The sequence below is a fragment of the Bifidobacterium sp. ESL0764 genome (assembly GCF_029395515.1).
In the GTDB taxonomy this organism is placed as follows: domain Bacteria; phylum Actinomycetota; class Actinomycetes; order Actinomycetales; family Bifidobacteriaceae; genus Bifidobacterium.
The window spans coordinates 972,348-995,909 of sequence record NZ_CP113919.1 but is presented as its reverse complement, the minus strand read 5'-3'; the positions used below and the strand labels follow the sequence as shown (position 1 = coordinate 995,909).

At 58.7% G+C, this 23,562-nt stretch carries 21 protein-coding genes; 13 read left to right on the top strand and 8 right to left on the bottom strand.

Going from position 1 to position 23,562, the window contains the following annotated elements; genetic code table 11:
• Positions 1–71: 71 nt before the first annotated feature.
• Complete coding sequence (locus OZX71_RS03600; protein ID WP_277160534.1) at positions 72–695, bottom strand: LytR C-terminal domain-containing protein; 624 nt, start codon at positions 693–695, stop codon at positions 72–74.
• Between the two features lie 129 nt (positions 696–824).
• Here OZX71_RS03600 and OZX71_RS03595 point away from each other — a divergent pair, with 129 nt between their 5' ends.
• From OZX71_RS03595 to OZX71_RS03545, 11 genes are all read left to right on the top strand, one after another.
• On the top strand, positions 825–1,574 hold the full coding sequence (locus OZX71_RS03595; RefSeq protein ID WP_277160533.1) for a uracil-DNA glycosylase: 750 nt from the start codon (positions 825–827) through the stop codon (positions 1,572–1,574).
• A 26-nt stretch (positions 1,575–1,600) separates the two neighbouring features.
• A complete protein-coding gene (locus OZX71_RS03590) occupies positions 1,601–2,680 on the top strand; it encodes a MoxR family ATPase (RefSeq protein WP_277160532.1) in 1,080 nt (359 codons plus the stop codon).
• Positions 2,677–3,639, top strand: coding sequence for a DUF58 domain-containing protein (locus tag OZX71_RS03585; protein ID WP_277146995.1), 963 nt, complete (start codon positions 2,677–2,679; stop codon positions 3,637–3,639). Before OZX71_RS03590 ends, OZX71_RS03585 begins: the two co-directional genes overlap by 4 nt.
• 23 nt (positions 3,640–3,662) lie before the next feature.
• Positions 3,663–4,169, top strand: coding sequence for a hypothetical protein (locus OZX71_RS03580; RefSeq protein ID WP_277146997.1), 507 nt, complete (start codon positions 3,663–3,665; stop codon positions 4,167–4,169).
• Positions 4,166–5,224: a VWA domain-containing protein gene (locus OZX71_RS03575; RefSeq protein WP_277160531.1), complete on the top strand. Its 1,059-nt coding sequence runs from the start codon at positions 4,166–4,168 to the stop codon at positions 5,222–5,224. The genes OZX71_RS03580 and OZX71_RS03575 overlap by 4 nt, the downstream gene beginning before the upstream one ends.
• The gene (locus tag OZX71_RS03570; protein WP_277160530.1) at positions 5,221–6,279 is read left to right on the top strand and encodes a vWA domain-containing protein; all 1,059 of its coding nucleotides are present in this window, start codon (positions 5,221–5,223) and stop codon (positions 6,277–6,279) included. Before OZX71_RS03575 ends, OZX71_RS03570 begins: the two co-directional genes overlap by 4 nt.
• On the top strand, positions 6,276–6,935 hold the full coding sequence (locus OZX71_RS03565; protein WP_277160529.1) for a DUF6466 family protein: 660 nt from the start codon (positions 6,276–6,278) through the stop codon (positions 6,933–6,935). The genes OZX71_RS03570 and OZX71_RS03565 overlap by 4 nt, the downstream gene beginning before the upstream one ends.
• 43 nt (positions 6,936–6,978) lie before the next feature.
• Positions 6,979–8,424: an adenylosuccinate lyase gene (gene purB / locus OZX71_RS03560; protein ID WP_277160528.1), complete on the top strand. Its 1,446-nt coding sequence runs from the start codon at positions 6,979–6,981 to the stop codon at positions 8,422–8,424.
• Entirely contained in the window at positions 8,421–10,952 is a 2,532-nt protein-coding gene (locus OZX71_RS03555; protein WP_277160527.1) for a lysylphosphatidylglycerol synthase transmembrane domain-containing protein, read from the top strand. Before purB ends, OZX71_RS03555 begins: the two co-directional genes overlap by 4 nt.
• 258 nt (positions 10,953–11,210) lie before the next feature.
• Entirely contained in the window at positions 11,211–11,498 is a 288-nt protein-coding gene (locus tag OZX71_RS03550) for an HU family DNA-binding protein (RefSeq protein WP_277147010.1), read from the top strand.
• A 135-nt stretch (positions 11,499–11,633) separates the two neighbouring features.
• Positions 11,634–12,491 carry an inositol monophosphatase family protein gene (locus OZX71_RS03545; protein ID WP_277160526.1) on the top strand — a complete coding sequence of 286 codons (858 nt, stop codon included), beginning with the start codon at positions 11,634–11,636 and terminating at the stop codon, positions 12,489–12,491.
• A 48-nt stretch (positions 12,492–12,539) separates the two neighbouring features.
• Here the strand turns inward: OZX71_RS03545 and OZX71_RS03540 are convergent, their stop codons facing one another.
• Positions 12,540–12,701 carry a hypothetical protein gene (locus tag OZX71_RS03540; RefSeq protein WP_277160525.1) on the bottom strand — a complete coding sequence of 54 codons (162 nt, stop codon included), beginning with the start codon at positions 12,699–12,701 and terminating at the stop codon, positions 12,540–12,542.
• Positions 12,702–12,737: 36 nt separating this feature from the next.
• On the opposite strand from OZX71_RS03540, the gene OZX71_RS03535 reads away from it, so the two are divergent.
• Both OZX71_RS03535 and OZX71_RS03530 read left to right on the top strand, forming a co-directional pair.
• Complete coding sequence (locus tag OZX71_RS03535) at positions 12,738–12,932, top strand: ubiquitin-like protein Pup (RefSeq protein WP_277160524.1); 195 nt, start codon at positions 12,738–12,740, stop codon at positions 12,930–12,932.
• The gene (locus OZX71_RS03530) at positions 12,932–14,458 is read left to right on the top strand and encodes a proteasome accessory factor PafA2 family protein (protein WP_277160523.1); all 1,527 of its coding nucleotides are present in this window, start codon (positions 12,932–12,934) and stop codon (positions 14,456–14,458) included. The genes OZX71_RS03535 and OZX71_RS03530 overlap by 1 nt, the downstream gene beginning before the upstream one ends.
• Here OZX71_RS03530 and dop read toward each other — a convergent pair.
• From dop to OZX71_RS03500, 6 genes are all read right to left on the bottom strand, one after another.
• Positions 14,453–16,150 carry a depupylase/deamidase Dop gene (gene dop, locus OZX71_RS03525; protein ID WP_277160522.1) on the bottom strand — a complete coding sequence of 566 codons (1,698 nt, stop codon included), beginning with the start codon at positions 16,148–16,150 and terminating at the stop codon, positions 14,453–14,455. The genes OZX71_RS03530 and dop overlap by 6 nt on opposite strands.
• A gap of 27 nt (positions 16,151–16,177) precedes the next feature.
• Entirely contained in the window at positions 16,178–17,740 is a 1,563-nt protein-coding gene (gene arc, locus OZX71_RS03520; protein ID WP_277160644.1) for a proteasome ATPase, read from the bottom strand.
• A 125-nt stretch (positions 17,741–17,865) separates the two neighbouring features.
• The gene (locus tag OZX71_RS03515) at positions 17,866–18,717 is read right to left on the bottom strand and encodes an aldo/keto reductase (protein WP_277160521.1); all 852 of its coding nucleotides are present in this window, start codon (positions 18,715–18,717) and stop codon (positions 17,866–17,868) included.
• A gap of 46 nt (positions 18,718–18,763) precedes the next feature.
• On the bottom strand, positions 18,764–19,789 hold the full coding sequence (gene fmt, locus OZX71_RS03510) for a methionyl-tRNA formyltransferase (RefSeq protein WP_277160520.1): 1,026 nt from the start codon (positions 19,787–19,789) through the stop codon (positions 18,764–18,766).
• Between the two features lie 156 nt (positions 19,790–19,945).
• Complete coding sequence (locus OZX71_RS03505) at positions 19,946–20,653, bottom strand: HAD family phosphatase (RefSeq protein WP_277160519.1); 708 nt, start codon at positions 20,651–20,653, stop codon at positions 19,946–19,948.
• A gap of 86 nt (positions 20,654–20,739) precedes the next feature.
• A complete protein-coding gene (locus OZX71_RS03500; protein WP_277160518.1) occupies positions 20,740–23,535 on the bottom strand; it encodes a hypothetical protein in 2,796 nt (931 codons plus the stop codon).
• Positions 23,536–23,562 lie beyond the last annotated feature (27 nt).

Sequence of the window (23,562 nt, the reverse complement as noted above, 5' to 3'; positions counted from 1 at the left end):
CTGCATCATAAACAAGGAAAAATAAGCAAATAAAGCGGTAAGCCTGTTCAATCGACAGCTAACAATACCAATCAGTTCTGCAGCAAGACGACAATCGGCTGGCCGGCGTCGCTCTTCTGCTCTACTGAAGAGATTCCCAAGGTGTTGGCCACGTCCTGCGCTGTCGCCTTATCGGCGTCATTGGCATACCAGACGACAGTCGAAGCCGGTACATCGCCGGTCGGGTTTCCGGCCGTAACGTTGGAGTACCCAGCCTGATCGAGCACCGCCTTCTTCTGCGCGGCGTAGCCGGTCGTGCCAGTGGCGTTGAGAACCTGGACCGCCGTCTGCTTATTCACCTGCTGAGCAGGCTGAGGAGCAGCTTGCTGCTGGTTGGTGGAAGCGTCGGCGTCGGACTTGGTATTCGACTTCGTGTCCGTTTTGCTTTTGGCGGGCTTCTTCTTCTCGGTCTTTTCACTGGTCGTGGTCTGGGACTGGCTTTGGTTGTGCCCGGCAAAGGTTTTTTGCAGTTCACCCGAGTAGAAGCCCCATACCAACAGTCCGGCCAGAACGGCCACTACGACCACGATAAAATAAGGAATCGAGCGGGAGAGCAATGAGGTGTTGCCACGATGCACACCTATGGGCCCCTTGGGGGGGTTGTCGAACGCGTCCTTTTGATAAGACTCATAGTTGCTACGGTCGTCACGCGCCATAAGTTCTCCTCCAATATGTTCCGCTACGCATAATCATTATCAACTATAGCGTCCTCCGCCGTCAAATCTTTTTTTGTGATAAAACCTCAGGAAAAGCAAACATACTGACCCGAACCTAGAGTAGGTGCCATGAGCGAAACCCACATCAAACCACTTTCAGAGCTCGTCGAGGCCGGCTGGGCGCGAGCTTTGGCCGACGTGGAACCGGATATTCACCGCATGGGCGACTTCCTGCGTGCCGAGCACAGGGCCGGACGCCGTTACCTGCCAGCGAGTCACAATATCCTGCGCGCCTTCACCATACCGTTCGATTCCATCAAGGTTCTGATCGTCGGGCAAGACCCCTACCCTACCCCGGGTCATCCTGTTGGATTGAGCTTCTGCGTGGCCCCCGATGTGCGCCCGGTGCCTAAAAGCCTGCAGAACATCTATAAGGAGATGCACGAGGACCTCGGGGTACCGATTGCACCAAACGGGGATCTCACGCCTTGGTGCGCCCAGGGGGTCATGCTGCTGAACCGGTGCCTGACGGTAGGCGTCGGCCGTCCCAACAGCCATCAGGGGAAAGGCTGGGAGAACATCACGGACGCCGCCATCAAGGCTTTAAACGCGCGTAAAGACGAGAACGGCAACCCGAAGCCATTGGTCGCCATTCTCTGGGGGCGCAACGCCCAAAGTCTCGAACCGCTGCTGACCAACGCCTTCATCATCAAGTCCCCTCATCCGAGCCCCCTCTCGGCTTCAAGGGGATTCTTCGGCTCGCGTCCGTTTTCGCGAGCCAACGCCGCACTGCAGCAAATGGGAACCACACCGATCAATTGGGACCTTACGGCCCACTCGGCTCTACCCTCGGCTACAATGCCTGACACAGAGCAATAAACATCCGAATCAAGAATTGAAGCGTTATGGCAATTTTCCCCCCACATCCGCGTTCTTCACAACCTGCCGAGCAGCAACGGCCCGCAGCATCCATTCCGGCCCCCGCCACCTCCAACGCGGCAGCAAGTGAAGGCATCCGCGCCAAACAGTTGGCCGATCGTATTCGCATGCGTTTCGCGCAAACGCTTGTCGGACAGGTCAACCTCCGTGAAGCCCTGATCACGACGATGATCGCCGGCGGCCATATCCTCATCGAATCCGTTCCCGGCCTGGCGAAAACCACTGCCGCGCAGACTTTGGCGACTTCGGTTTCCGGTTCCTTCCGTCGCGTGCAGTGCACGCCTGACCTGATGCCGTCCGACCTCGTCGGCACACAGATCTTCGACTTCTCCAAGCAGCGGTTCTCCACGCAGATCGGCCCGATACACGCCAATTTTGTGTTGCTTGACGAGATCAACCGTTCCAATGCAAAAACGCAGTCGGCCATGCTCGAGGCGATGGCCGAAGGCGCCACGACCATCGGCGGCAAGCGCATCGCCCTGCCCAAGCCGTTCATGGTGATCGCCACACAGAACCCGATCGAGGAAGAGGGCACCTTCACCCTTCCCGAGGCGCAAATGGACCGTTTCATGATGAAAGCCGTCATGACCTACCCAAGCGCCGCCGACGAAACGCGCATGCTTTCGATGCTTGCCAGCCGCGGGACGGACGTGGTGGACACCACAACCCCTGCACAGAACGCCTTGAGCATCGCCGACGTCGATTTTCTCCGCTCCGCCGCCCGGCGTGTCCACGTTTCCGAGGCCATCATGAATTACGTGGTCGATCTGGTCGCCACTTCACGCGGCGCCGGCAGCCACCCGATCAAGAACCTGGCAGCCAAAGTGCGTTTGGGTGCAAGCCCCCGAGCCTCGATCTCGCTGGTTCGCGTCGGACAGGCACAGGCCATCCTGAACGGGCGCGACTATGTGATTCCCGAGGACATCAAGAAGTTCCTGCATGAAATCATGCGGCATCGAATCCTTTTGACCTTTGAAGCCCAGGCCGAAGGCACAAGCCCCGACCAGATCATCGATTCCATCGTCGAAACGGTGCCTGTTCCATGAGCCACGACCTACGTCACGTCTCACCGGCATCAAGAAAAGTACGTAGGCAGATCGAAACGCTTTCCTCGACACTTACCCTGCCTACCGTACGTCGCGCCTTGGGAGTGCTCGAAGGCGAGCATTCTTCATCACGGCTCGGCGGAAACAATGACCCGATGTCGACCAGAGACTACACTTTCGAGGACGAGGCGAGGCTCATCGATTGGAAGGCGAGCGCGAAACTTGGCCATCCCATGGTCATCGACCGCGAACGCCTGGTGACCTCGCGCGTGCATCTGCTTGTCGATAACGGTCTGGAAATGGAAGGCCGAACAATCTCGGGAGAGACCGCAACGGAAGTGGCGGGCAACGCCATGTGCATGTTCGCGGCCCTGAGCGCCCGCCGCCATGACAAAATCTCGTTGGTGTTCGCGGACAGCCTGAACATCATACGCAAGCCGTTCAAGGGAGGTCTGGCCCAATTCGAAAAGGCCATCGATGACGCAGTGAGGGGCCAAAGTCGGCCTCCTCGCAATTTCGAAGCCCTGCTTTCGTACGCCCGTACGCTGAACGACAAGGGTTCGCTGGTGGTCATCGCGACCGATGGCCATGCTCTCAACGACAATCACCTGCATTCCCTACGGCTTATCGCCGCGATGCACCCGCTCATGCTCATCGATATCGAGACGCTGAATCCTTTCAGAAAAGTCCCATTCGGGCAGGTCACAGACGGAGCGGACGGGCGGCGCATTCCTGCATTCATGATAGGCGAACAGACGGCGAAGTCCGTCGACACGCATCGACGATATCTGACGGCCCAATTGCAGGAACGGCTCAAAGCCAGCGGCGCGACACTGATATGTGTCACGTCGAGCGAAGACATGTTCTCCCAATTCATTCATCTGGTCAGTGTGACGTTGAAACAGACTTCCTTCACCTCTCCTGAAGCCCTCCCCCTCGTGGCGGGAGAAATGGCATGATCCTTACCGCGAATACTATCGGCATGGCCGATTACAAACCCGAAGGCCTGATTACGATGCCGACCGGACTCATCGTTGCCTTCATCTGCTCTTTTGGTGTCGCAGTCATCCTTGTCATCGCGATATTGGTGCTTTCAAGACCCAGGAAAGAGACCCCTGCCAAGGTTCATGGCGCCCATAGCCCCCAAAACGACAAAACGGCATGGCGCAAACGAATCAACGGCATCGTCGAGCAACATGCGCAAGGCGAAAAGACAAGGGACGAAGCCTTGCAGGCCCTGGCACAGGTGGCCCGGGATTTTGCGGGTGTAAAAACCAACAAAGACATCAGTTCCTATACGCTTGCGGACCTCAACCACATTCCGGTTTCCGCTTCATCCGACCCGGGAATGAAGCTGTTGCGCCAGACCATCAGCGCGCTCTATCCCCCGGAATTCGCTGATGTCGAACGCCATGCGCAAGCCCGTGACATCAGCGTGGAACAGGCTGCCGAGTGGGTTTCCAATCTGATCGAGAGGTGGCGGAAATGAACCTCGAATGGCATTGGCCCTGGGCCTGCGTGATCGGGCTCGTGGTCGCAATCGTCCTCATCGCGGCTTGGCAACTGGTCGGCATGCGCCGGCCGGGCAAGTCGCCCCAGATTCCGGTCTTCGACCTCGATGAGGATCTCAATGCCGAACACGTAGGAGAGCTGTTCCGGCAGTGGCGGGTTTTGAATCGTGTCGCGGTGGTCGTTTTGGCGCTGGCCCTTCTGGTTTCCCTGGCCACGGTTTCCAGACCTTCTACGGTCGATGAGGCCGACGAACGGGCAAGCAATCGCGATATCGTTCTGTGTCTGGATGTCTCGCCTTCCATGTTGTCATACGACCATGAGGTCCTTGCATCCTACCAACGGCTGGTCTCGAATTTCAAGGGCGAACGCATCGGCCTGAGCCTCTTCAATTCGACTTCCCGCACCCTTTTCCCGTTGACCGACGATTATCAGTTGGTTTCAGGACAACTCAAAAACGCAAGCGACATCCTGGCAAGCATCTCCTCCCAAGACAAAATCGACAACACCGATCCACGCACCCTGCAGAAGTTCTCCGACCTCATCGAAGGCACCCAGAACCGCAAGGACAAGACCAGCCTGATAGGCGACGGTCTCGTCAGCTGCGCGGCGATGCTGCCCGGTTTCACTTTTGGTTCGACGAATCGGTCCAAAGACGATGCGGGTAAAGCCTCGATCGTGCTCGCCACCGACAATTTCTCCGGCAAATCGACCTATACGTTGGGCTCGGCCCTGGATCTGACGCACAAGGCCGGAATCGTTGTCGACGGCCTGTATGCGGGGCCGGAGAGCAGCGAAAATGACCGCACGACCATTGAGATGAAACGCGACATCACTTCGCACGGCGGTTCGTATTTCTCCGTGCATTCCGGCAAACCGATAGAAAACCTTGTACAGACGATCGAAAAACGAAAGAACAGGGACGAAAACAGAATCCGCAAGGCGGCCCTGGTCGACGCCCCGGGTTGGTGGACATTGGCATTGGCGCTGTTGGCGGCGGTTTGGATAAGCCTGGCTTGGAGGCTCAAACGATGAACCTCGAAAACCTTATGACATTGCGTTTCAATCCCGCTCTGGGGTGGCCTGCCGGCATCGCCATCGCGCTGATCATGATCGGTTTTGCGATCGCCGTGGTCGCTACTCACCGACGCAGGAAAGGCGAAAGCGACGAGACCCTGTGGGCATGCATACGCCGTTGTGCCATCTGCATCATCATCGCGCTCTTGGCATTGACCCCTTCGACCGTCGCCAGTACGACGAGCAGGGCGGTGAACACCACCGACGTGGTCATCGCCACCGACGTGACCGGTTCGATGGCCGTTGCCGATGCCCAATACGGCTCCTCCAAAACATTGACGCGGCTGGATGCTGCCAAGAAAGCCATCAATGACCTGACCGGCATCTACGACGATTCGAGCTTTGCCGCCGTGCACTTCGGCGCCAACGCCACGTTGGATGTGCCGCTCACCCCCGATATCGGAGCCATTCGCAACTGGGCAACAGGGTTGCGCACGGAGCCGACCGCCGTCTCTGCCGGATCGAATCTGGACGCTCCGATCGACCCTCTGCTGGTCACGCTCAAGCAAATGCGCGCCGCTCATCCGCACGACAAAATCGTACTCTATTACATTTCTGACGGCGAACAGACATCCGCCGGTTCACGTCGAACCTTCTCCTCGCTTCGAGCGTATCTTGACGACGCCTTTACCCTCGCCGTCGGCAGCACCCAAGGCGGGCGGATTCCGGAAGTCAAGGCAGGCCTCACCGACTCGTCAAGCGACCAGCCGGGCACCGGCGATCAGGATTGGGTGAAGGATCCCGCCACCGGCCAGCCGGGAATCTCGAAAATGGATAAGAAAAACCTGAGCGCAATAGCCGACGAAATGAGCGGGAAATGCATAGTGCTCGATCGCAGCCACAGACTTGACAAGTCTTCTGTGGCCTCGGTTTCCAAGCATTTCAGGGATGTGAACACACCCAAACGGCGTAAACGTGTGATGCCCTTGGTCTGGCCGTTGTCTATAGTCTTGGCTCTTGCGCTGACGATGGAAATGGGCAGCTGGCTGACGAATTCAAGGAGACTGCTGTGAAGAAACATAAAACCCTTTCTCCTTTGCCCCCCGCAGCACCTGCCAAAACGCCCAAGGCACACAAGAAACAAGGCAAGGCAACACTTTCAGCTCCTTTGAAAGCCAACAGCAAGAACCGGGCGGCAATGGCATCATTGCCGGTACGCATCATCATGGGGATACTCGCCGTGATGTTCCTTGCCATCGCAGGAGTGCTTTTGGCAAACATGGCGGCCATAGACACTTACAATCAGGCCACGGCCTCCCTCAATGCCAGCCTTGAATACGCCAAAAAGCCGAATGCCGATCCGCAACGGCTCAAAGCCCAACTCGACCAGGCCAACGCCCAATTCGACAGTGCCCGCCGTCTGGGTCGTATGCTTGCCCCGAACACGAAGAACCTCATCAGCGTCAACAGCGACATCTCCGGCAAGCTCACCGCTACCGTCAAGCACAAGATAGCCAGTACCAACGGCAACGGAAAGAGCGGTGGACGCGCAGCCCAAGGCAAAGGCTCGTCTTCCGATTCGGCAAAAGCCGGCAACCAAGGATTGACCGACGAGCAAAAAAAGCAGGTCGAGGAGACGCTCAAGGCCAATCAGCCCAACGGTCCGGTAAACGGCGACAAGAAAACACCGACCAAAAGCGAGGAAGGCGCCGACGTCAAGCCCTGGTGAGGATAGCCGGTTCAGACAACGGGTCGCGCTAAGGTAAGGGCTTATGCAGCTGACTCAAATTTCACCGGCAATCGCACTGACCTCACTGGACGGACGCTATCACCAGCAGACCGCCCCACTCGTTGAATATCTGAGCGAACCCGCATTGAACCGCGAACGGATAACCGTCGAGATCGAATGGATGATTCTTCTGGCCAACGGATTCGACGGTAACGGCAATGTGCCGGTTCTGGACGGCGTCAAGCCTCTCACGAACGCTGAAGTCACCTATCTGCGTGACATACCCGAAAACTTCGGGGCCGAGGGCATCGCACGCCACGCGGCTTATGAGGCCAAGACGCATCACGACGTCAAGGCCGTCGAATACTACATCGACGACGAGCTTGAAGCCGCGTCAAGCGTGCTCGGAGCCGAGACGCAACTGCCGAACCTCAAGACGCTGGTGCATTTCGCCTGCACTTCCGAGGACATCAACAATCTGGCCATCGCCCGTTGCATCAAGAAGGCCGTCACGTTGGTCTGGCTGCCCCGAGCCCGTGAGCTCAATGATTTTCTCGCGCAGAAAGCCGAGGAATTCAAGGATCTTCCGCTTCTGGCGCTGACGCATGGCCAGCCGGCCACCCCAACGACGTTGGGCAAGGAGCTTGCGGTCTTCGTCCATCGTCTGAACCGCCAGCTGAACCACGTTCAACAACAGGAATATCTCGGCAAGCTCAACGGCGCCACCGGCACGTTCGGTGCGCATACCATCGCCTGCCCGCAGGCCGATTGGCTGGCCATCTCGCGCGAATTCGTCACCAACCGCATGTCTCTTACATGGAACCCGCTGACCACCCAGATCGAAAGCCACGACTGGCAGGCGGAACTCTACGGCACCGTCAGCCATACCAACCGAATCCTTCACAATCTCGCGGTGGACATCTGGATGTACATCTCCCGTGGCGTCTTCGCCCAGGTACCCGTCAAAGGCGCGACCGGCTCGTCGACCATGCCCCACAAGGTCAATCCGATTCGTTTCGAAAACGCCGAGGCCAACCTCGAACTCTCCTGCTCGTTCCTCGATACTCTCTCGAGCACGTTGGTCGAAAGCCGCTGGCAGCGCGATCTGACCGATTCCACCACGCAGCGCAACGTCGGCGCGGCGCTCGGCTATTCCCTGCTGGCGCTCGATAACCTGCTTGGAGGCCTCAAGTCCATCCATCCCGCGTTCGAGGTCATCGCCCGTGAACTCGATGAAAACTGGGAGGTTCTGGGCGAGCCCATCCAGACGGCCATGCGCGCCCAGGAATTCGCCGGGCGAAAAGGCATGGAACGCCCATACGAAAAAGTCAAGGAGCTCATGCGAGGCAAGAGCATATCGAAGGCCGACATCGAATCATTCATCGATTCCATGGACTTCGATGAGGCCACCGCCACGCGTCTCAAGGCACTGACCCCGCAGACCTATATTGGCCTGGCGGCGCAACTGGTGGGTTTTGACGGGCAATGAGCGACAAAACCCCCTCTTCATCGGTTTCGGAGAGGCCACCGGCGGCCACGACGGATCCAGCGCCAAACCCGACGCAGAATCCCATAAAGCCGGTCGATTCAGCTCCGCCAAAGCAATCAGCGCGACATTATGAGGTCGATATCGACGATGTCGCTCCCCAGCGTGCCCACAATGCCAATGATCTGATTCACGCCGTAGGGGCGCTGATACTGGCCGTTGTCGTCATCGTTTTCGCCACGTACCTGCATGGCATCACCACCGGCGTCGAACATGACGCCAAAACCGCCGGACAGGCCTTCACCTGGCTTATGGATCTGCCGGTGTCCGTCCTTCAGCAATTCCTCAGTTTTGTCGTCATCATCAGCGTGCTGATCCATCTGCTCATCAACAGGGAATGGTTCCAGTCAGCGGTTTCGGTAGTGGCGTTGTTTTGCGGATATGCCGTCATTCTCGGGTTTTCCTTCCTTCTGGCACATATAGGCGTACCGGCGTTGATCAATGCCGTGCAATCCAGTGAAGGCGCGGGGCCGGCGATGCTCCCCGATTTCTATGCGGGCATCGGCGCGTTTCTGACCGTAGCCGGTCCGAAACGTTCTCGCTCCTCGGTCAAATGGGGCTGGAACACGCTGTTTATCGCGGCTGCGGTTTTCGTTATCGTCTCATGGCATTCGGTCGCCGGAACCATCGTCTCCTTCGCGGTCGGCCGCATCATCGGCCTGGTATTGCGCTTTGCTATGGGAACCAGGACCCAGGGGCTGTGGGGTTCAGGAATCGTTCAGGCTGTGGGCAACATCGGTCTGAGCCTCACCGAACTGCATCGACGCGAAGAAGAAACCGAAACGGGAGCCCTCAAATCAAGGCTCGACGACGATCTGATTGAAAACTCGCGTATCTATGACGCCAAAGACGAACAAGGCGAACGCTATATCATCTCCGTGCTGGACTCCCTGCCCCACGCCGCGGGGTATCTGAACCAGCTGTGGCAGGGGTTTCGGTTTACCGGCGTCGCCATACGACGGGACCGCTCGGCAAGCGATGCCGTCCATCACCATTTTTCGATGCTTCTGGGGCTTCAATCCTGCGGATTGACCACACCCAGCCCGTACGGCGTGATGGACAGCGAAGAATCCTCGGTACTGGTGCTGAACGTGGCCGACACCCCGAGCCCCACCGATCTCGGCAATATGACCAAAGAAGCCATGACCGATTATATGGGTTATCTCGCCCGCGCGAATCGCCGGGGCTATACCCACAGACGCATCACCCCCGACACCCTCGCCCAGATCCATGGCGAGCATGTCATCGTCGGCTGGCAGAACGGCGATTACGCAAGCGGCAGTACCAATATCGCCATGGACAAGGTACAGCTTTTGGTATTGCTCGCCACGCTGAGCACCCCACAACTCGCGATTGAAGCAGCACTGAAGGTCTGGGACCGGCAGACGTTGATTTCCTTGGCCCCTTTCATACAGAAAGTAGCCATCCCCTCGGCCACGCGCAATCTCCCTGGTTGGAACAAAGCGCTGCTCGGCGAAATGCGCGACGGTCTGAATGCGCTCGACCCTCACGATGAGACCGATTCGCCGGAACCGGTGACACTGGCCCGTTTCAATGTCAAATCATTCGTTTCGATCACTCTGCTTATCATCGCCGTCGCCGTCATCTTCACCCAGCTTCGCCCCAACGAGGTCATTGCAGCGGTCCGTCACGCCAATATCGTCTGGGCTCTGATCTGTCTGCTGCTCTCCATGCTCGCCTGGGTCGGGTCTGCCGTCACGCTCGGCTCGTTCATGGATCACGGCAAGCGTCACTGGTTCGATCTTTTCTGTTCCCAAGCCGCATCCGGATTCACTGCGGTCTCCATGCCCGCGGGCGTTGGTCCTGCGTTCGTCAATCTCCAATTCCTGCGCAAGAACGGATACAAGAACACCGCCGCCACCGCCATCATGTCGGTGACATGGGCAGTACAGGGCTTGACTACTATTGTATTACTTCTGGTCATGGGGCTGTTCACCGGCCGTAACATGTTTTCCGGCATGGTGCCGACCAATACACTGGTGGTGGTCATCGGCGCCATCGTACTACTGCTGTGCCTGTGCATGGCCATCACTCCGATCAGACGCATGATCGTCGACAAATACCTTCCGCTTCTGCGTTCCTACGCCCATCAATTGGTCGAGGTGCTGGCGCAGCCCCAGAAACTCGCCATCGGTATTTTCGGCGCATTGATCCTGAATATCGCGACCGGCCTTGGATTCTGGGCGGCGCTGATGGCTTTCGGCAACTCCTCGAATGCCCTGGAGACCATCTTCGTCTTCCTTCTGGCCAACACACTCGGCAGCGCGGCCCCCACGCCGGGCGGTCTGGGGGCGGTCGAGGCTGCGCTGACCTTCGCATTCACCTCCATCGGCGTGCCTCCTGCCGTCGCGTTGAGCGCCACACTGCTCTATCGCGTCGGTTTCTATTGGCTGCGTATTCCGATCGGTGCAATGGCGATGAAACGGCTCGATCACCATAATCTCTTGTGAAGATTCGCAAGGATTATTATCCGGTTTTGTAAATAACGGCCCGCCGATCCGAATTCTGCTTGGAATCCGGCCTCAGCCCTTTCAGACAGCTATTTTCATCCCAATACGGCTAAAAACACCCTTGGAAGGCCGAAATCTTTACAAATCAAGGAAAAAAGTACCGTAATCGGCGGTATTTGGCGAGACTTTGGACTAGACTATACTACTGAAACGTGGCTTTCAACAAACTAGAAAGCCCCTAATCAAGAAGGATTCTTCATGGCATACAACAAGTCTGATCTCGTTTCGAAGATTGCACAGAAGTCCAACCTGACCAAGGCTCAGGCCGAAGCGGCCGTCAACGCCTTCCAGGATGTGTTCGTCGAGGCAATGCAGTCCGGCGAAGGCCTGAAGCTCACCGGTCTCTTCTCCGCCGAGCGCGTTCGCCGCGCCGCACGTACCGGCCGCAACCCGCGCACCGGCGAAACGATCAAGATCCCGGCATCCTACGGTGTCCGCATCTCCGCCGGCAGCCTGCTCAAGAAGGCAGTCTCCGACAAGAAGTGATGTGACGATCACGATCATCTGATCTGCGAAACCTCCGATTGATCTATTCGACCGGAGGTTTTTTCATGCGTGCGCGAAGCTTATAAAGCCTACAGGATAGTATATAGACAGCAAGCAGAAAACAGGCAGGTAGATATGACGACTAATCCAAGAGCATTGGCGCTCAAAGTGGCTCAGGTGGCCCAGGACGCAGGCAAACACGCGCTTCATGATCAGATCAATCCCCAGGATTTTGCCGAACTGGAAATTCCTTCAACCACCAGACAGCTTGGCAGCACCATCGACAAGAAACTCGTCGCCTTCATCGAAAACCGTCTCAACTATCTTGAGCCGTTTGACGGCATGTGGCGCGACAGGCCCGAAAACGCAAAACCCGGGGACCGTTTCTGGTGCGTCGGCCCGATCGACGGGGCCATTAATTTCCGACGGAATATGAGCGAATGGACCATCACCGTCTCTCTTTTCGAATTCAACGAGGAAAACTCGGCACAACCGGTACTGGGTGTCGTGCATGCTCCTGCCCTGGGCCTGACCTATCTGGCCGCCAGCGGACAGGGAGCCATCCGCATTCGTCGTACGCCTATCGGGGAGAAAAGAGGCAAGGTATTTCCCTCGACCATCAGCTCGCTGAACGGTTCCGTAGTGAGTTTCGGTATGTCACATGTTCCCGCGGAATCAGAACGCGCGTTCCACGTCCTGAGCCATATAGCCGGCAAACCGGCCGACGTCAAGCGTATCGGACCGGTATCGCTCGATCTGTGCAAGGTGGCGGACGGCACTTACGACGCCTATTTCGAACCGCACCTGCACCAGTGGGATATTCCTGCCGTCTCGGCCGGCACCGTCGTCGTTCGCCAGGCACAAGGCCGGGTGAGCCGCTGGAACGGCAATCCGATACACTGGCGCGGCGAGAACGACATCGTGGCCACCAACGGCCCGATTACCGAAGACCTGAAGCCATATCTTGTCGACTTGGCGTATCCGTTCCAATGAGGAACCTTTACGATTAGGTTTTAACGCTTCCCATATCGGGATTTTCTTTCATTCATCGGGAACCGGCGCATCCGCAAAAGCGTGGAGCCGCAGGCCCTGAGTATCGATAGGCGCAGGTTTGATATCAGTCAATGAACAAGAAGCGATGCTCAATATCGCTTGAGCTAAAGTAAATACAGAAACATGCATATTGACGGCAACGTCGAGCAATGGGGTTTGCTCTGGTTGCCTGATGTAAGGAGTGACATGGCACAGCAGTTCGCCCAGCAGCAACATCGTAGCGTCGAACCTCAATCCCAGATTCAGGAAGACACGCAGAAAGCCGCCCGATCCCAAGAGCAGGAGGATGCCCTGGACGCCGTGCTTGACGACATCTCGTCGACCTTGGAAACCGATGCGGAAACCTACGTCTCCAGCTTCGTCCAAAAAGGCGGCGAGTGATGCCGCAGCTGCGTGACAGCAGCAATCAGGGGCCGGGCAACACTACGTCCCGCTCCCCCGATTACGATTCGTTCCACCGCATTTTCGGCGTCGAAACCGAATACGGCGTATCAGTGACAGGAACCGATAAACCCTGCGATCCCGGCCAGGTCGCCATGATGATGTTTGCACCGATACTTTCACGAACTCGCTCCACCAACACCTACCTGGAAAACGGCTCGCGGCTCTATCTCGACGTAGGCTCGCACCCGGAATACGCCACAGCCGAGGCACGCGATCCTGCAACAGCGCTCACACAGGACTTGGCAGGCGAATCCATCATGCGTCGCCTTGCCCTCGGAGCGCAACAGCGTCTGCGCAAAACCCACGGCGAGCATGCAGCCATTCATCTGTTCAAAGACAATGTCGATTCCGCCGGTCACGCGTTCGGATGCCACGAGAACTATCTTGTTCGGCGTTATGTCTCTTTGCCGATCATCAAGGCGCAGCTGTTGCCGTTTTTGGTGACCCGTCAGCTCTTGACCGGTGCCGGAAGAGTCACACAAAACGGCTTCGAAATCACGCAGCGCGCGGCGTTCCTCGATGAGGGGGTCTCCTCCTCCACCACACGTTTCCGGCCGATGGTCAACACGCGCGACGAGCCGCACGCCGACCCGGACGAATTCCGCAGGCTGCACGTCATCATCGGCGATTCCAACCGTTCGCAGTGGGCGACGAAGATGAAACTCGCCACCACGCATCTGGTGCTCTGTGCCATCGAGAGCGCCGCGAAACAAGGCGTTGTTGCCTCGAGTTTTGAATGCTGCGCCCTGACTGACCCAAGCCGGTCCAACAAGGCGATGAGCGCCGACCTGAGCTGCAGCAAACCGGTGATACAGCTCGAAGATATCGACGCCTTCCGCACAATGCAGCAAAAACTCGGGCTGCGGCCCACCGTTTTCGCCGATGGACAGCATTCCGACGCTGTGACGGCCTTGGAAATTCAGTACCTGTATCTCGATATCGTTTCACGGTTTATCGAATCGCATCGTGTGCAAATCGAGCAATCCTTGCCGAACACCGATTGCTCGGATATTTTGTGTGAATGGCGAACCGCTCTTGACGCATTGGACGCCAAGGATTTCAGCACGTTGTCCGACCGTGTCGACTGGGTTGCGAAATACCAGCTGCTCAGTGAAATGGCGAAGCGCAATCCTGCGCTCTCGGAGGTACAGGCGCGGCAAATCGATATGGACTACCACGACATCGTCAACGGATCCATTTATTCGTCATTGGTGGCGCATGGCCTGATGAAGACACTTGTGACTGACGACGCTGCGGAACATGCCGTTGAAAACCCACCGGAAGACACGCGGGCCGCCTTGCGGGGAACGTTCGTCCGTCAGGCGCTCGACGCTGGAGCCACGTTCACCTGCGATTGGACACATCTGAAGACAACGGCCCCGACCCGCCACACTGCTGAATTGATTGATCCGTTCGCCTTTACACCCGATTCGGAGTATCAGCAGTTGATGGAGAGCCTATAGCCTTTCCATGTTTGCGAGCCGTTGCAGAGTTTGCGCGGCGGACTCATGGTGAGTTTGCGAGTAGGCTAGCGACTGTTCGCAGGTTGTCTTGGACCAGCGGGCGGAGTCGGAGATGTCGAGCGAGAAAAGATGGGCGGACGTCCGAGCCATGCGGTTGCCTTCGGCATCCGTTGTATAGGTGACGGATTGATCGCAACCTTCGTTTGCGTCTTGCGTGACGGTGACGTGCGACCAGGATGCGGCGACGACTTGCTGCGGGAAATGTTTGATGATTTCCGCACGTAGCCAAGCGCGGGTGTTTTCAGGAGGATTTGAGGCGGCACGTTGGACTTGGGCGTCGGCCTGATCGGGATCGTCATTTTGATTCAACGTCACCCGTTGCGTCTGGGATTGCAGGCGGGCGAAAACCGAACGAGCCGGGTCAAGCGCGGCCCAACTCAGGTCGAGAGCAGCCAGTTTCGGATTGGACCAGTCGGCACCGATTTTACGGCGCAAACGCTCCAGCAACTGCCATTTGAGCAGCCATTCCAAACGCGAGGCCTCGTCAGCCATCTTCAGACGTTGGTCTTCATTGGCGTGGCGTACGGCGGCGACATCCATCAACGCCTGCCGCCACATCGCCATGATCCGTTTCGTCTCCTCGTCAGGCCATAGCGGCTCTCCCCTGTTATCACTTCCGTACGTCGACGCACCCTGGGCGCAGACGGCCGAAAACAGACGCACCTGAATCTGCCAGGCGGTCGTGCTACCTCCCTGCTCGAGCGGCAACTGGTCGGCAAGGCCCAAATCATGGGAGACGGTGTGCATTGCCTCAACCGGGTCGACCAGCTGCAAATCGACGAGCAGAGCATCCAAGTCAAGCTCCGAATTCGAATCAGCGGCGTCACTTTGCTCGAGCAGCCACAGCAGCATGCTTGTCGTGCCGAGCTTCAGCGCCTGCGGGCCGTCCATACGGTTGGCGTCGCCGACAATGACGTGCAGGCGGCGGTAGTCACCGGTGACATGGGATTCGTCGCGGGCGTTGACAATCGGCCGGTCGAAGGTGGTCTGCAAACCAACGATGGAATGAACGTAATCGGCCCGCTGACTCAGCTGATAGCCGGCTTCCTCGCTTTTCTCGCCGATGCCGACACGGCCGGAGCCTGTGTAAATCTGACGGGAGATGAAATGCAAAGTCATCAAGGCCGCGACTTCGTCGAACGGGACACGACGCAGCATCATATAGTTCTCGTGCGTACCCCAGCTGGCGCCTTTGCCGTCCACGTTGTTGCGGTGCAGAACGATATGGGAACCGTTGCGTTCATTGACCCTCCGTGCCGCTTCGAGCATGATCCGGTCACCGGCGTGGTCGTAGCAGACGGCTTCAAAAGGATCCATAGTTTCCGGAGCCGAATATTCGGGATGGGCATGGTCGACGTAGACACGGCCGCCGTTAGAGGCGATGACGTTGACGATCTGCCTTTGCGGCTCGTCGGTAAGCATGTCGGGACGCGCGGCGGCACGGGGCAGACGAGTGCCGCGAGCATCGTTCAACGGGTCTTCCTGCCGGTAATCCCAGCGGATATGCTGTGTTTGCGGATTCGCGGCACCGCTGACCACATCGAACGAGAGTCGGACCGGGTTGGCATGGTCGCTCTCAATATCCGAAACCGCATATTCCGTTTCGGTTCCCATCATCCTGCGTACGCTCATTCGCTTACATCCCCTTGCCTGCAAGAATCACTGCGCAGGACGAATACGCACCGCATGGCCTCCCGCGATGCCGTTGATTTTCGACCATTGCACGGGATCCGAGTCCATCACCGAATCACCGGTCTCCTCGAATTCGTCGTCGACCGCGCGAAGCACCGCATCAACGCCAATTTCCATCGGACGGCCCAGTGTAATCGAATCCTTGACGGCGTGGGTCTTGACGCGGTCGACGATGTTTTTGAGGCTCGCCCCGCTCATCACATCGGCAAGGGTCACCCGACTCCAGCGTCCCTGATCGTCGCATACGTCGCAGATATGGCGCTGCGGGCCTTCGGCATAGACACTATCGACCAGAACCTTGCTCAGCGTTGCCGCGCTTTGACCTGTCTCATATGGCAGGTTGCCGGTAAGATAATGCGATACGATTTGCGCCGCGGCCTTTCTGCCGGGCCGGTCGATGCGAATCTTCACGTCGAGGCGGCCAGGACGCAGCACGGCGGGATCGATCATGTCCACACGGTTCGAGGCACCGATGACCATGACATTGTCAAGGCTTTCCACCCCGTCGAGCTCAGACAGGAACTGCGGAACAATGGTGGTCTCCACGTCGCTGGACACCCCGGAGCCACGGGTGCGCAGCAGCGAATCCATCTCGTCGATGAAGACGATGACCGGTTTGCCTTCGGCCGCACGGGCGCGCGCACGCTTGAAAATCAGACGGATGAGACGCTCGGACTCCCCCACGTACTTGTTGAGCAGTTCCGGCCCCTTGACGGAAAGAAACACGCCGTTTTCGGCATCTCCACCGGAAAGCGCGTTGGCCACGGCCTTGGCAATCAGCGTTTTGCCGTTGCCGGGAGGACCATAGAGCAGCACGCCCTTGGGCGGACGCAGATCGTAGCGCTCGAACAGCTGGCGGTGCAGGAACGGCAGCTCGACGGCGTCCTTGATACGTTCGATTTGCGAGTCCAGGCCGCCGATGTCATCGAAGGTGGCGTCCGGGGTCTGCTCAAGCACCAGATCGGTGGCGTTCTCCACGGGCAGCACTTCCAACGCCATACGTGTCAAGCCATCGACCAGAACACGGGCCGACGGTTCGATGGCGACATCCGCGAGCGCACTCGCCCGTTCGATCAACGTGACGTTGCCGGACTCGTCGGCGACCATCAGCCGTCCGTCATCCAGAACCTGCTTGACAGTACGCACGGCGCCGGAAATCTCAAGTCCTCGTTGTTCGACCAAGACCATGTTCTCGTTGAGGAGCACCGTTGCACCGCCGACCAGACGCGCGGCCGACACGTTCGAGGCCACCGGTACGATAAGCCGACGGCCGCCCGAGAGCACCTCGGCCTTGGCACGCTGCACTCCCTGTTCGTCGGTGCTGCACGAGTCCACGCACACCATCGTGGCGAAGTTCAGCGGCGGCGCGGCCATCAGCGAAAGCTGCGACTTCGCTTTCTGCACTTCCTTGCCGGCGCGTGTCAGGGCGACGGCGAGCGCATGGTTCTTGGCCCGCAGGTTGTCGTTTTCGCGGGCGAGATCGTCGAAGGTTTCGTTGTTCCCGGTCTGCGAATCATGACGTTTGTTCATACCTGCGCCGTCCTCATTACCTGCGTTGGGCAAATCGCCTGCCCCGGCTTTACCGGACACTTGGCTATTGCCGCCTTGTTCGCCGTCATTCATCACCAATCCGCTTCCCTTGATGCCTCTCCGACTCAGTCCACATCGAGCGGGATACGGTGGGTCGGTGCCGGATAACGACCGTCAAGCTCGGCCAGATCCTCTTGTGTCAGCTCGATGCCGGCCGCGGCGATATTGGCCCGCATATGCTCAGCGTTCGAGGTCTGCGGGATGGCCAGGGTGTTGCCGTCGCGAACGGTCCATGCAATCAGCAGTTCGTAAGTGGAGACGCCGTGCCGTTCGGCCACCTTGCAGACCGCGGGGTCGGTCAGCATGCTGGTTTTCAGGTTGTTGGAAAGACCACCTACAGGGCTATAGGCGATCAGCGGGATATGGCGTTCGCGCTGCCAAGGAAGCAGATCGTATTCGATGCCACGTGACTCGATATGGTAAAGGTCCTCATTGGCGGCGACGTTGCCACCAGCCGGGAGCGCCACCAGCTCCTGCATATCGGGAATGTCGAAGTTCGAAACGCCCCAGGCACCGATCTTGCCGGTCTCACGCAAACGATCGAGCTCCGCGACCGTCTCCTCGAGCGGGATCGAGCCGCGCCAATGGTAGAGATACAGGTCAAGATGGTCGGTCTGCAGACGTTTCAGGCTGGCGTCGAGGTGCTCTTCCATCACCGCCTTGGACGCGTTGTCCGGCTTGATCTTCGAAATGAGGAAGATGTCGTCGCGGTTGAACGGCTGCAACGCCTCACCCACCAGTGTTTCGGATTTGCCGGTTCCGTAGACTTCTGCGGTGTCGACCGCCCTCGCCCCGGCCTCGACGCCGGCTCTGATGGCGGCGATCTCCTCGTCATGGCGTTCCGGCTCGTTGCCCATATGCCAAGTGCCGATACCGACCGCAGGCACCGATTGCCCCGCAATATTGATTTTCCTCATCCTATGCCTCCTTGCGCATACTGCTGAAATGTTGTTTCCCGTTGAACTAGTCGGCATAAGCGTCGGCAGACAAGCGGGCTCCCCGGGCCCAATCGGCGGCACGCATGGCCTTCTTGCCCTGCGCCTTGACTTCTTCAAGTTCGAGCGGAGTGGTGGCGGTGCCCACCCATACGTGCTTTTTGGTGCTGGCCAGCCTGCCCGGTCCGAGGTCATTCGGCACCTGAGGGTCGTTCATATCCGCCGGACGCGCCTTCAAGACGTGGAAGGGCTCGGCGTCGCCCATATCACGTTCAGCGTTTGAAGAAGCCTCGACTGCCTCAGGCTGGCTCGCACTGTCACCTACACCTTGCGGGTGCAGCATACACCAAGCGCCCGGCTCGGGAGTGCAGGCACGAATCTGCCGGTCGGCGGCGAACACCGGCACATCGAAGCGAATGCGCGCATCCTCATGCGTGATTTTCCTGGCCACCTCGTAGGCGCCTTGGGGTTGTTCCTGAAGCACGATCCGGCCTTCGGCCATGGCTGTCAATGCCGAGGCCAGCAGATGCGAGCCGTCTTCGGCCAGTCGTTCGAGGATATCTCCGGAAGTGTCGTGTGCACCGATCTCGCAGGTCGACTGCGCAAGAATGGGGCCGGTATCCATGCCGCGGGTGAGTTTGAAGACGGTGGCTCCAGTGATGCTGTCTCCGCTCCAGACCGAGCGCTGTACGGGAGCCGCGCCACGCCATTGCGGCAGGAGCGAAAAATGCAGGTTGTACCACCCCATCGGCAACGCGCCCAGCACGTCTTCCTTGAGAATCTTGCCATAGGCGACCACGGCCCCGGCTTCGGCTCCGGTGGCTTTGAGCTCGGCGATGAAGGTCGGCTCTTTCGGGTCGCATTCCAGAACAGGAATATCGAGGCCCAACGCCGCCTCTTTGACGGGGCTCGGCGTAAGCTTCCGACCCCGGCCTTGAGGCGCATCGGGCCTGGTGAGCACGGCGACGACCTCGAAATGCTCCCTGTCTTCGGCCAGCTGGCGTAACGCGGGAACCGCCACATCCGGTGTTCCGGCGAACAATACTTTCAACATAACGGTTCCTTTATTCCAATCCTCAAATCGTCAATCAACCTCAACCAATGATAACCGTGAAAAGTCCTCGGACAGCGAAACCGATGGACCTCTCATATCCGTCAGATGACCAGGATTACGACCGATTGAACCCGGAAAGACGAATCAGTACGCTTCTCAGCTCTGAATTCCCTGGATATCGACGCCGCTGCGCCTCAACAGCGCCCTCAATTTGCCGGAATCATTGAATCTCACGCCTCGGATACCTGCCGAGTTCGCGCCGACGATGTTCATGGCTTTGTCGTCGATGAACACTGCGGTGTCGGCGGGAATGTCAAAACGTTTCAGCGCGAATTCGAAGATATCGCGATGCGGCTTGCGCAACTTGACATAGCCGGAGACCACGGCATCGTCCAGGTCGCTTAGGATCGGATAGAATTTCTTTGCCGGCGGGAACAGTTCGGTCGCCCAATTCGACAGACCCCACACCCCGATGCCGGCAGATTTCAAGTCATTGATCAGAACGCGCATGCCCTCGACCGGTCCGACCAGCGAGTCCTCGAAATTCTTGAAGTAATAGTCAAGCATCCCGGCCCACGGCTCGCCGTACTTCTGTCGCACGGCAGCCACGGCTTCAACCGCCCTTCCCCCGACATCCATCTCGTCGCTGGCATCGTAGAAGCCGGAAACGTCATTGTCGAGGAATCTGTCGGTCAGCTCCTGGGAGTACCGGGGCAACATGACTGCCTGCGGATCCCAACGCACGAGCACATTGCCGAAATCGAAGATCACGTTCTCGATCGGTTTGCCGGCAGCGCCCTGCGCCGCATCCCCCGACTTGATCACGTTGTATTCCATTTCCGGTTCGCCCGGCCAGCCTTTCATGGCTCCTCCTTACAAAACATTCGATATCCGTTCTTTTTCCATGCTTTCATGGCACGACGACGAAACGAAAAACATGGCGCTGCCGGCTAAATAAGGTCCTTGGGGTCAAGCTGGAACCGCAATTCCCCCGGTGTACGCGTGGCCACGTGCCGAGCGACCTCGACATGCAAGCGTTTGGCCAGCTGGGCACGCCGGCGTTGCGGGACGCGGACCACGGCTTTGACGCGGTCCTGGGTAGCCTCCAGCTCGCGGGCATCCACGGTTCTGGGCTGGGCGATGGGCACGGGGCCAAGCACTGCGGGAAGTGCGCCGACCTCGGTGCTGATCCGGCTACAATCTGAAGTCAATGCCCCTATATTGTTCAGCGTTTCCATCACCGCATCCCGTCGGCCCCAGACGCAAGCCACCGCGAAAACCGGGGAGAGACCGGTCTCGGCACGTTCGTCGAGCTCTGCGGCGGCAAGGATACGACTATCCCATCGCACCAACGATTCGGCGATGACAGGGTCGGTCTCGCCAATCAGGAAGACCTGCCCACCCTCTTTACGGCAGGCACACATCGAGGCGGCCCTCATCCAGGCGGTGAGCGCATCGATACGGGCGTCAACCCCCGGGGCGTAAAGGCTCGTCCATGCGTCGAGAATGGCCACCGCCTGATAATGCCCGATACCGCCGTTCTCGGTCTTCACCCTCGGTTCAGCCTCAGGTGTCGCAATCACGATCAGCGGCCGGTTCGGCACCCAATCGACGATGCCATGGGGCTGGCTCGGGCTGGAAAGCACCATAGGAATGTCACGGAACAGATGCTGCAGCTGCGCGGCGGTGCCGGCAGCGCCGACACGCACGACGCCCATGCGCGCACTCTTGCAATTGGGACATGTCCAATCACCGGCGGGTGCCCCGCACCAGCGGCATCTCGGCGCGGCACCGCGAATCCGCTGCAACGGCCCCGTGCAACGCAGGCACCGTGCCTGACGATGGCAGCGTGCGCAGCTCAATACCTCGGCGATGCCGTCGTGCGGGATGGAGAAGAGAATCGGCCCGTTCTCCAAGGCTTGCGAGAGAGCCCGGACAGCGGTATGCGGCACGCGAGCGCCGATGGACGGGTCGGCCAGGCGGGCAAGCTCGTCGCGGTTGAGCCAGCGGACCCACGGCGCGACGTCATCGACGACAGCCGGCAACGGGTGCACCGGCGTGCTGAACCCGCTGACCGGCGTCTCGCAGACCTCGACGTGGCAGACAGGCTCTACAGAAAAGGCAGCATCATCCGCTTCTACTCGTCTGCCGGCATCGGCGTCTCCGACCGGTTGCGAGTCGTTGCTCGCGGCCAACGGGTAGGTTTCGCCGGTTTCCAATATCGGCCCATCGTCAGGAATCTTCATATCTGCCAGCGAATTCGATGCCGCAGACTCTACTTCCGCCGTACCGTTTGCATCCGTGCTTACACGTTGTATAGAATCGATTCCGGTTGCGGATTCAATGTTATTCCGCGCCATTTCAACCGTATTGGCAACCACATTACTCACCCCGTCAGCTACGGAGGATGCTGCATTCATGCCAGAACTCACTGCAGCCGCAATCTCACCTTTTACGGCATCGGCAGCATTTGCGAATGCATTGCGCGTGGCAGAAGCCGCAGAGACCACCTCTTGGGCAGATGACTGAGTAATGGTATCAATCATTGCACCAACTGAGTGAATACTGCCAGAAATCGGTGACACGGAATCATCGATGCCGTTCTTTGCGTTTGAGTCTGATGTCGGATTGATGTCAAGCGAAACTTCACCGGCTGTACCAGACCTTCCGCTCACCTCCCACTCGCTGGTTGCGCTGCGGGCGTTGGCCATGGCCACGAAGGCGCCGCCATGGAGTTTGGCGCGCAGACGCAACACCCCCCGTGCGGCGGCATAGGGCATCATCCCATCGGCGTACTGGTAGGCCGAATCTTCCAGAACGACGAACAGCCCCGGCCCTTCCACCGGCGCATACATCGCCGCCCTGGTGCCGATGACGCAGCGAACCTGCCCACTGGCCGCCGCAAGGTAGGAACGATAGCGTTCGGAGGGGGCCATCGACGCCGACAACAACGCGAAATCGCCGTCAAAGCCGCCATTGGAAGCGTTGGCCTTTCGAAATGGTTTCAATCCGAATCGGCGCAACGCCGTTGCGAGGTCATTGACCTCACGCATGGTCGGCAGCACCAGTACGGCACTTCGGCCGGACGCGAGCGATAGACTGGCCAGATAAGCCAGGTCGCCGGCCCATCGACCGGCTCCGGGCAAGGCGTCGAGCACGAACGAAGAGAATCCTCCTGCGCCGATTGCAGCTTGCAGGGAAACGGCGTTGTCATAGCTCCCCCGCAGACGTTGAGAACCCCAATCGAGCGCATCTTCATCGAGTTTCACCCGACCGCGGCTGCCGACCCATGTTCCGGCCATCGCCAGATGCTGTTCCTTGTCGACTCTGGCGACTCTCGGCGGCACGGCAAGACGCAGGATATTGGCGGGAGTGCCGCCATAGGCCTCGGCGATGGCGGTGATGTCGCGCCGCATCGAGGCGGACACCAGCACGTCCGGGGTCATGACCCGTTCGATATAGCGCAACGCAGAAGCGGCCGTATGGCTTTTTTCGACACGGTTCCAGATGATGCCGTTGACGCGCCTGCCGCCGAAACGCACGCGTATCATCACGCCCGGCTGCGCGGATTCGGAGAATTTCTCGTCGATAAGATAGTCGAAGGTCTGGCCCAGGTGTGTGGCCTGCACGTCCAGAACGACCTGTGCGATGGGGTTTTTCGCGGCCGGGGTATGGGTGACCGTCTTGCGGCGCTTGCGCGGGGCCAGCCCGGCGAGCGCCGGCTGCTCGGCCTGCGGTTCACTCATGCTTCAATGATAACGTGGACTCATAAT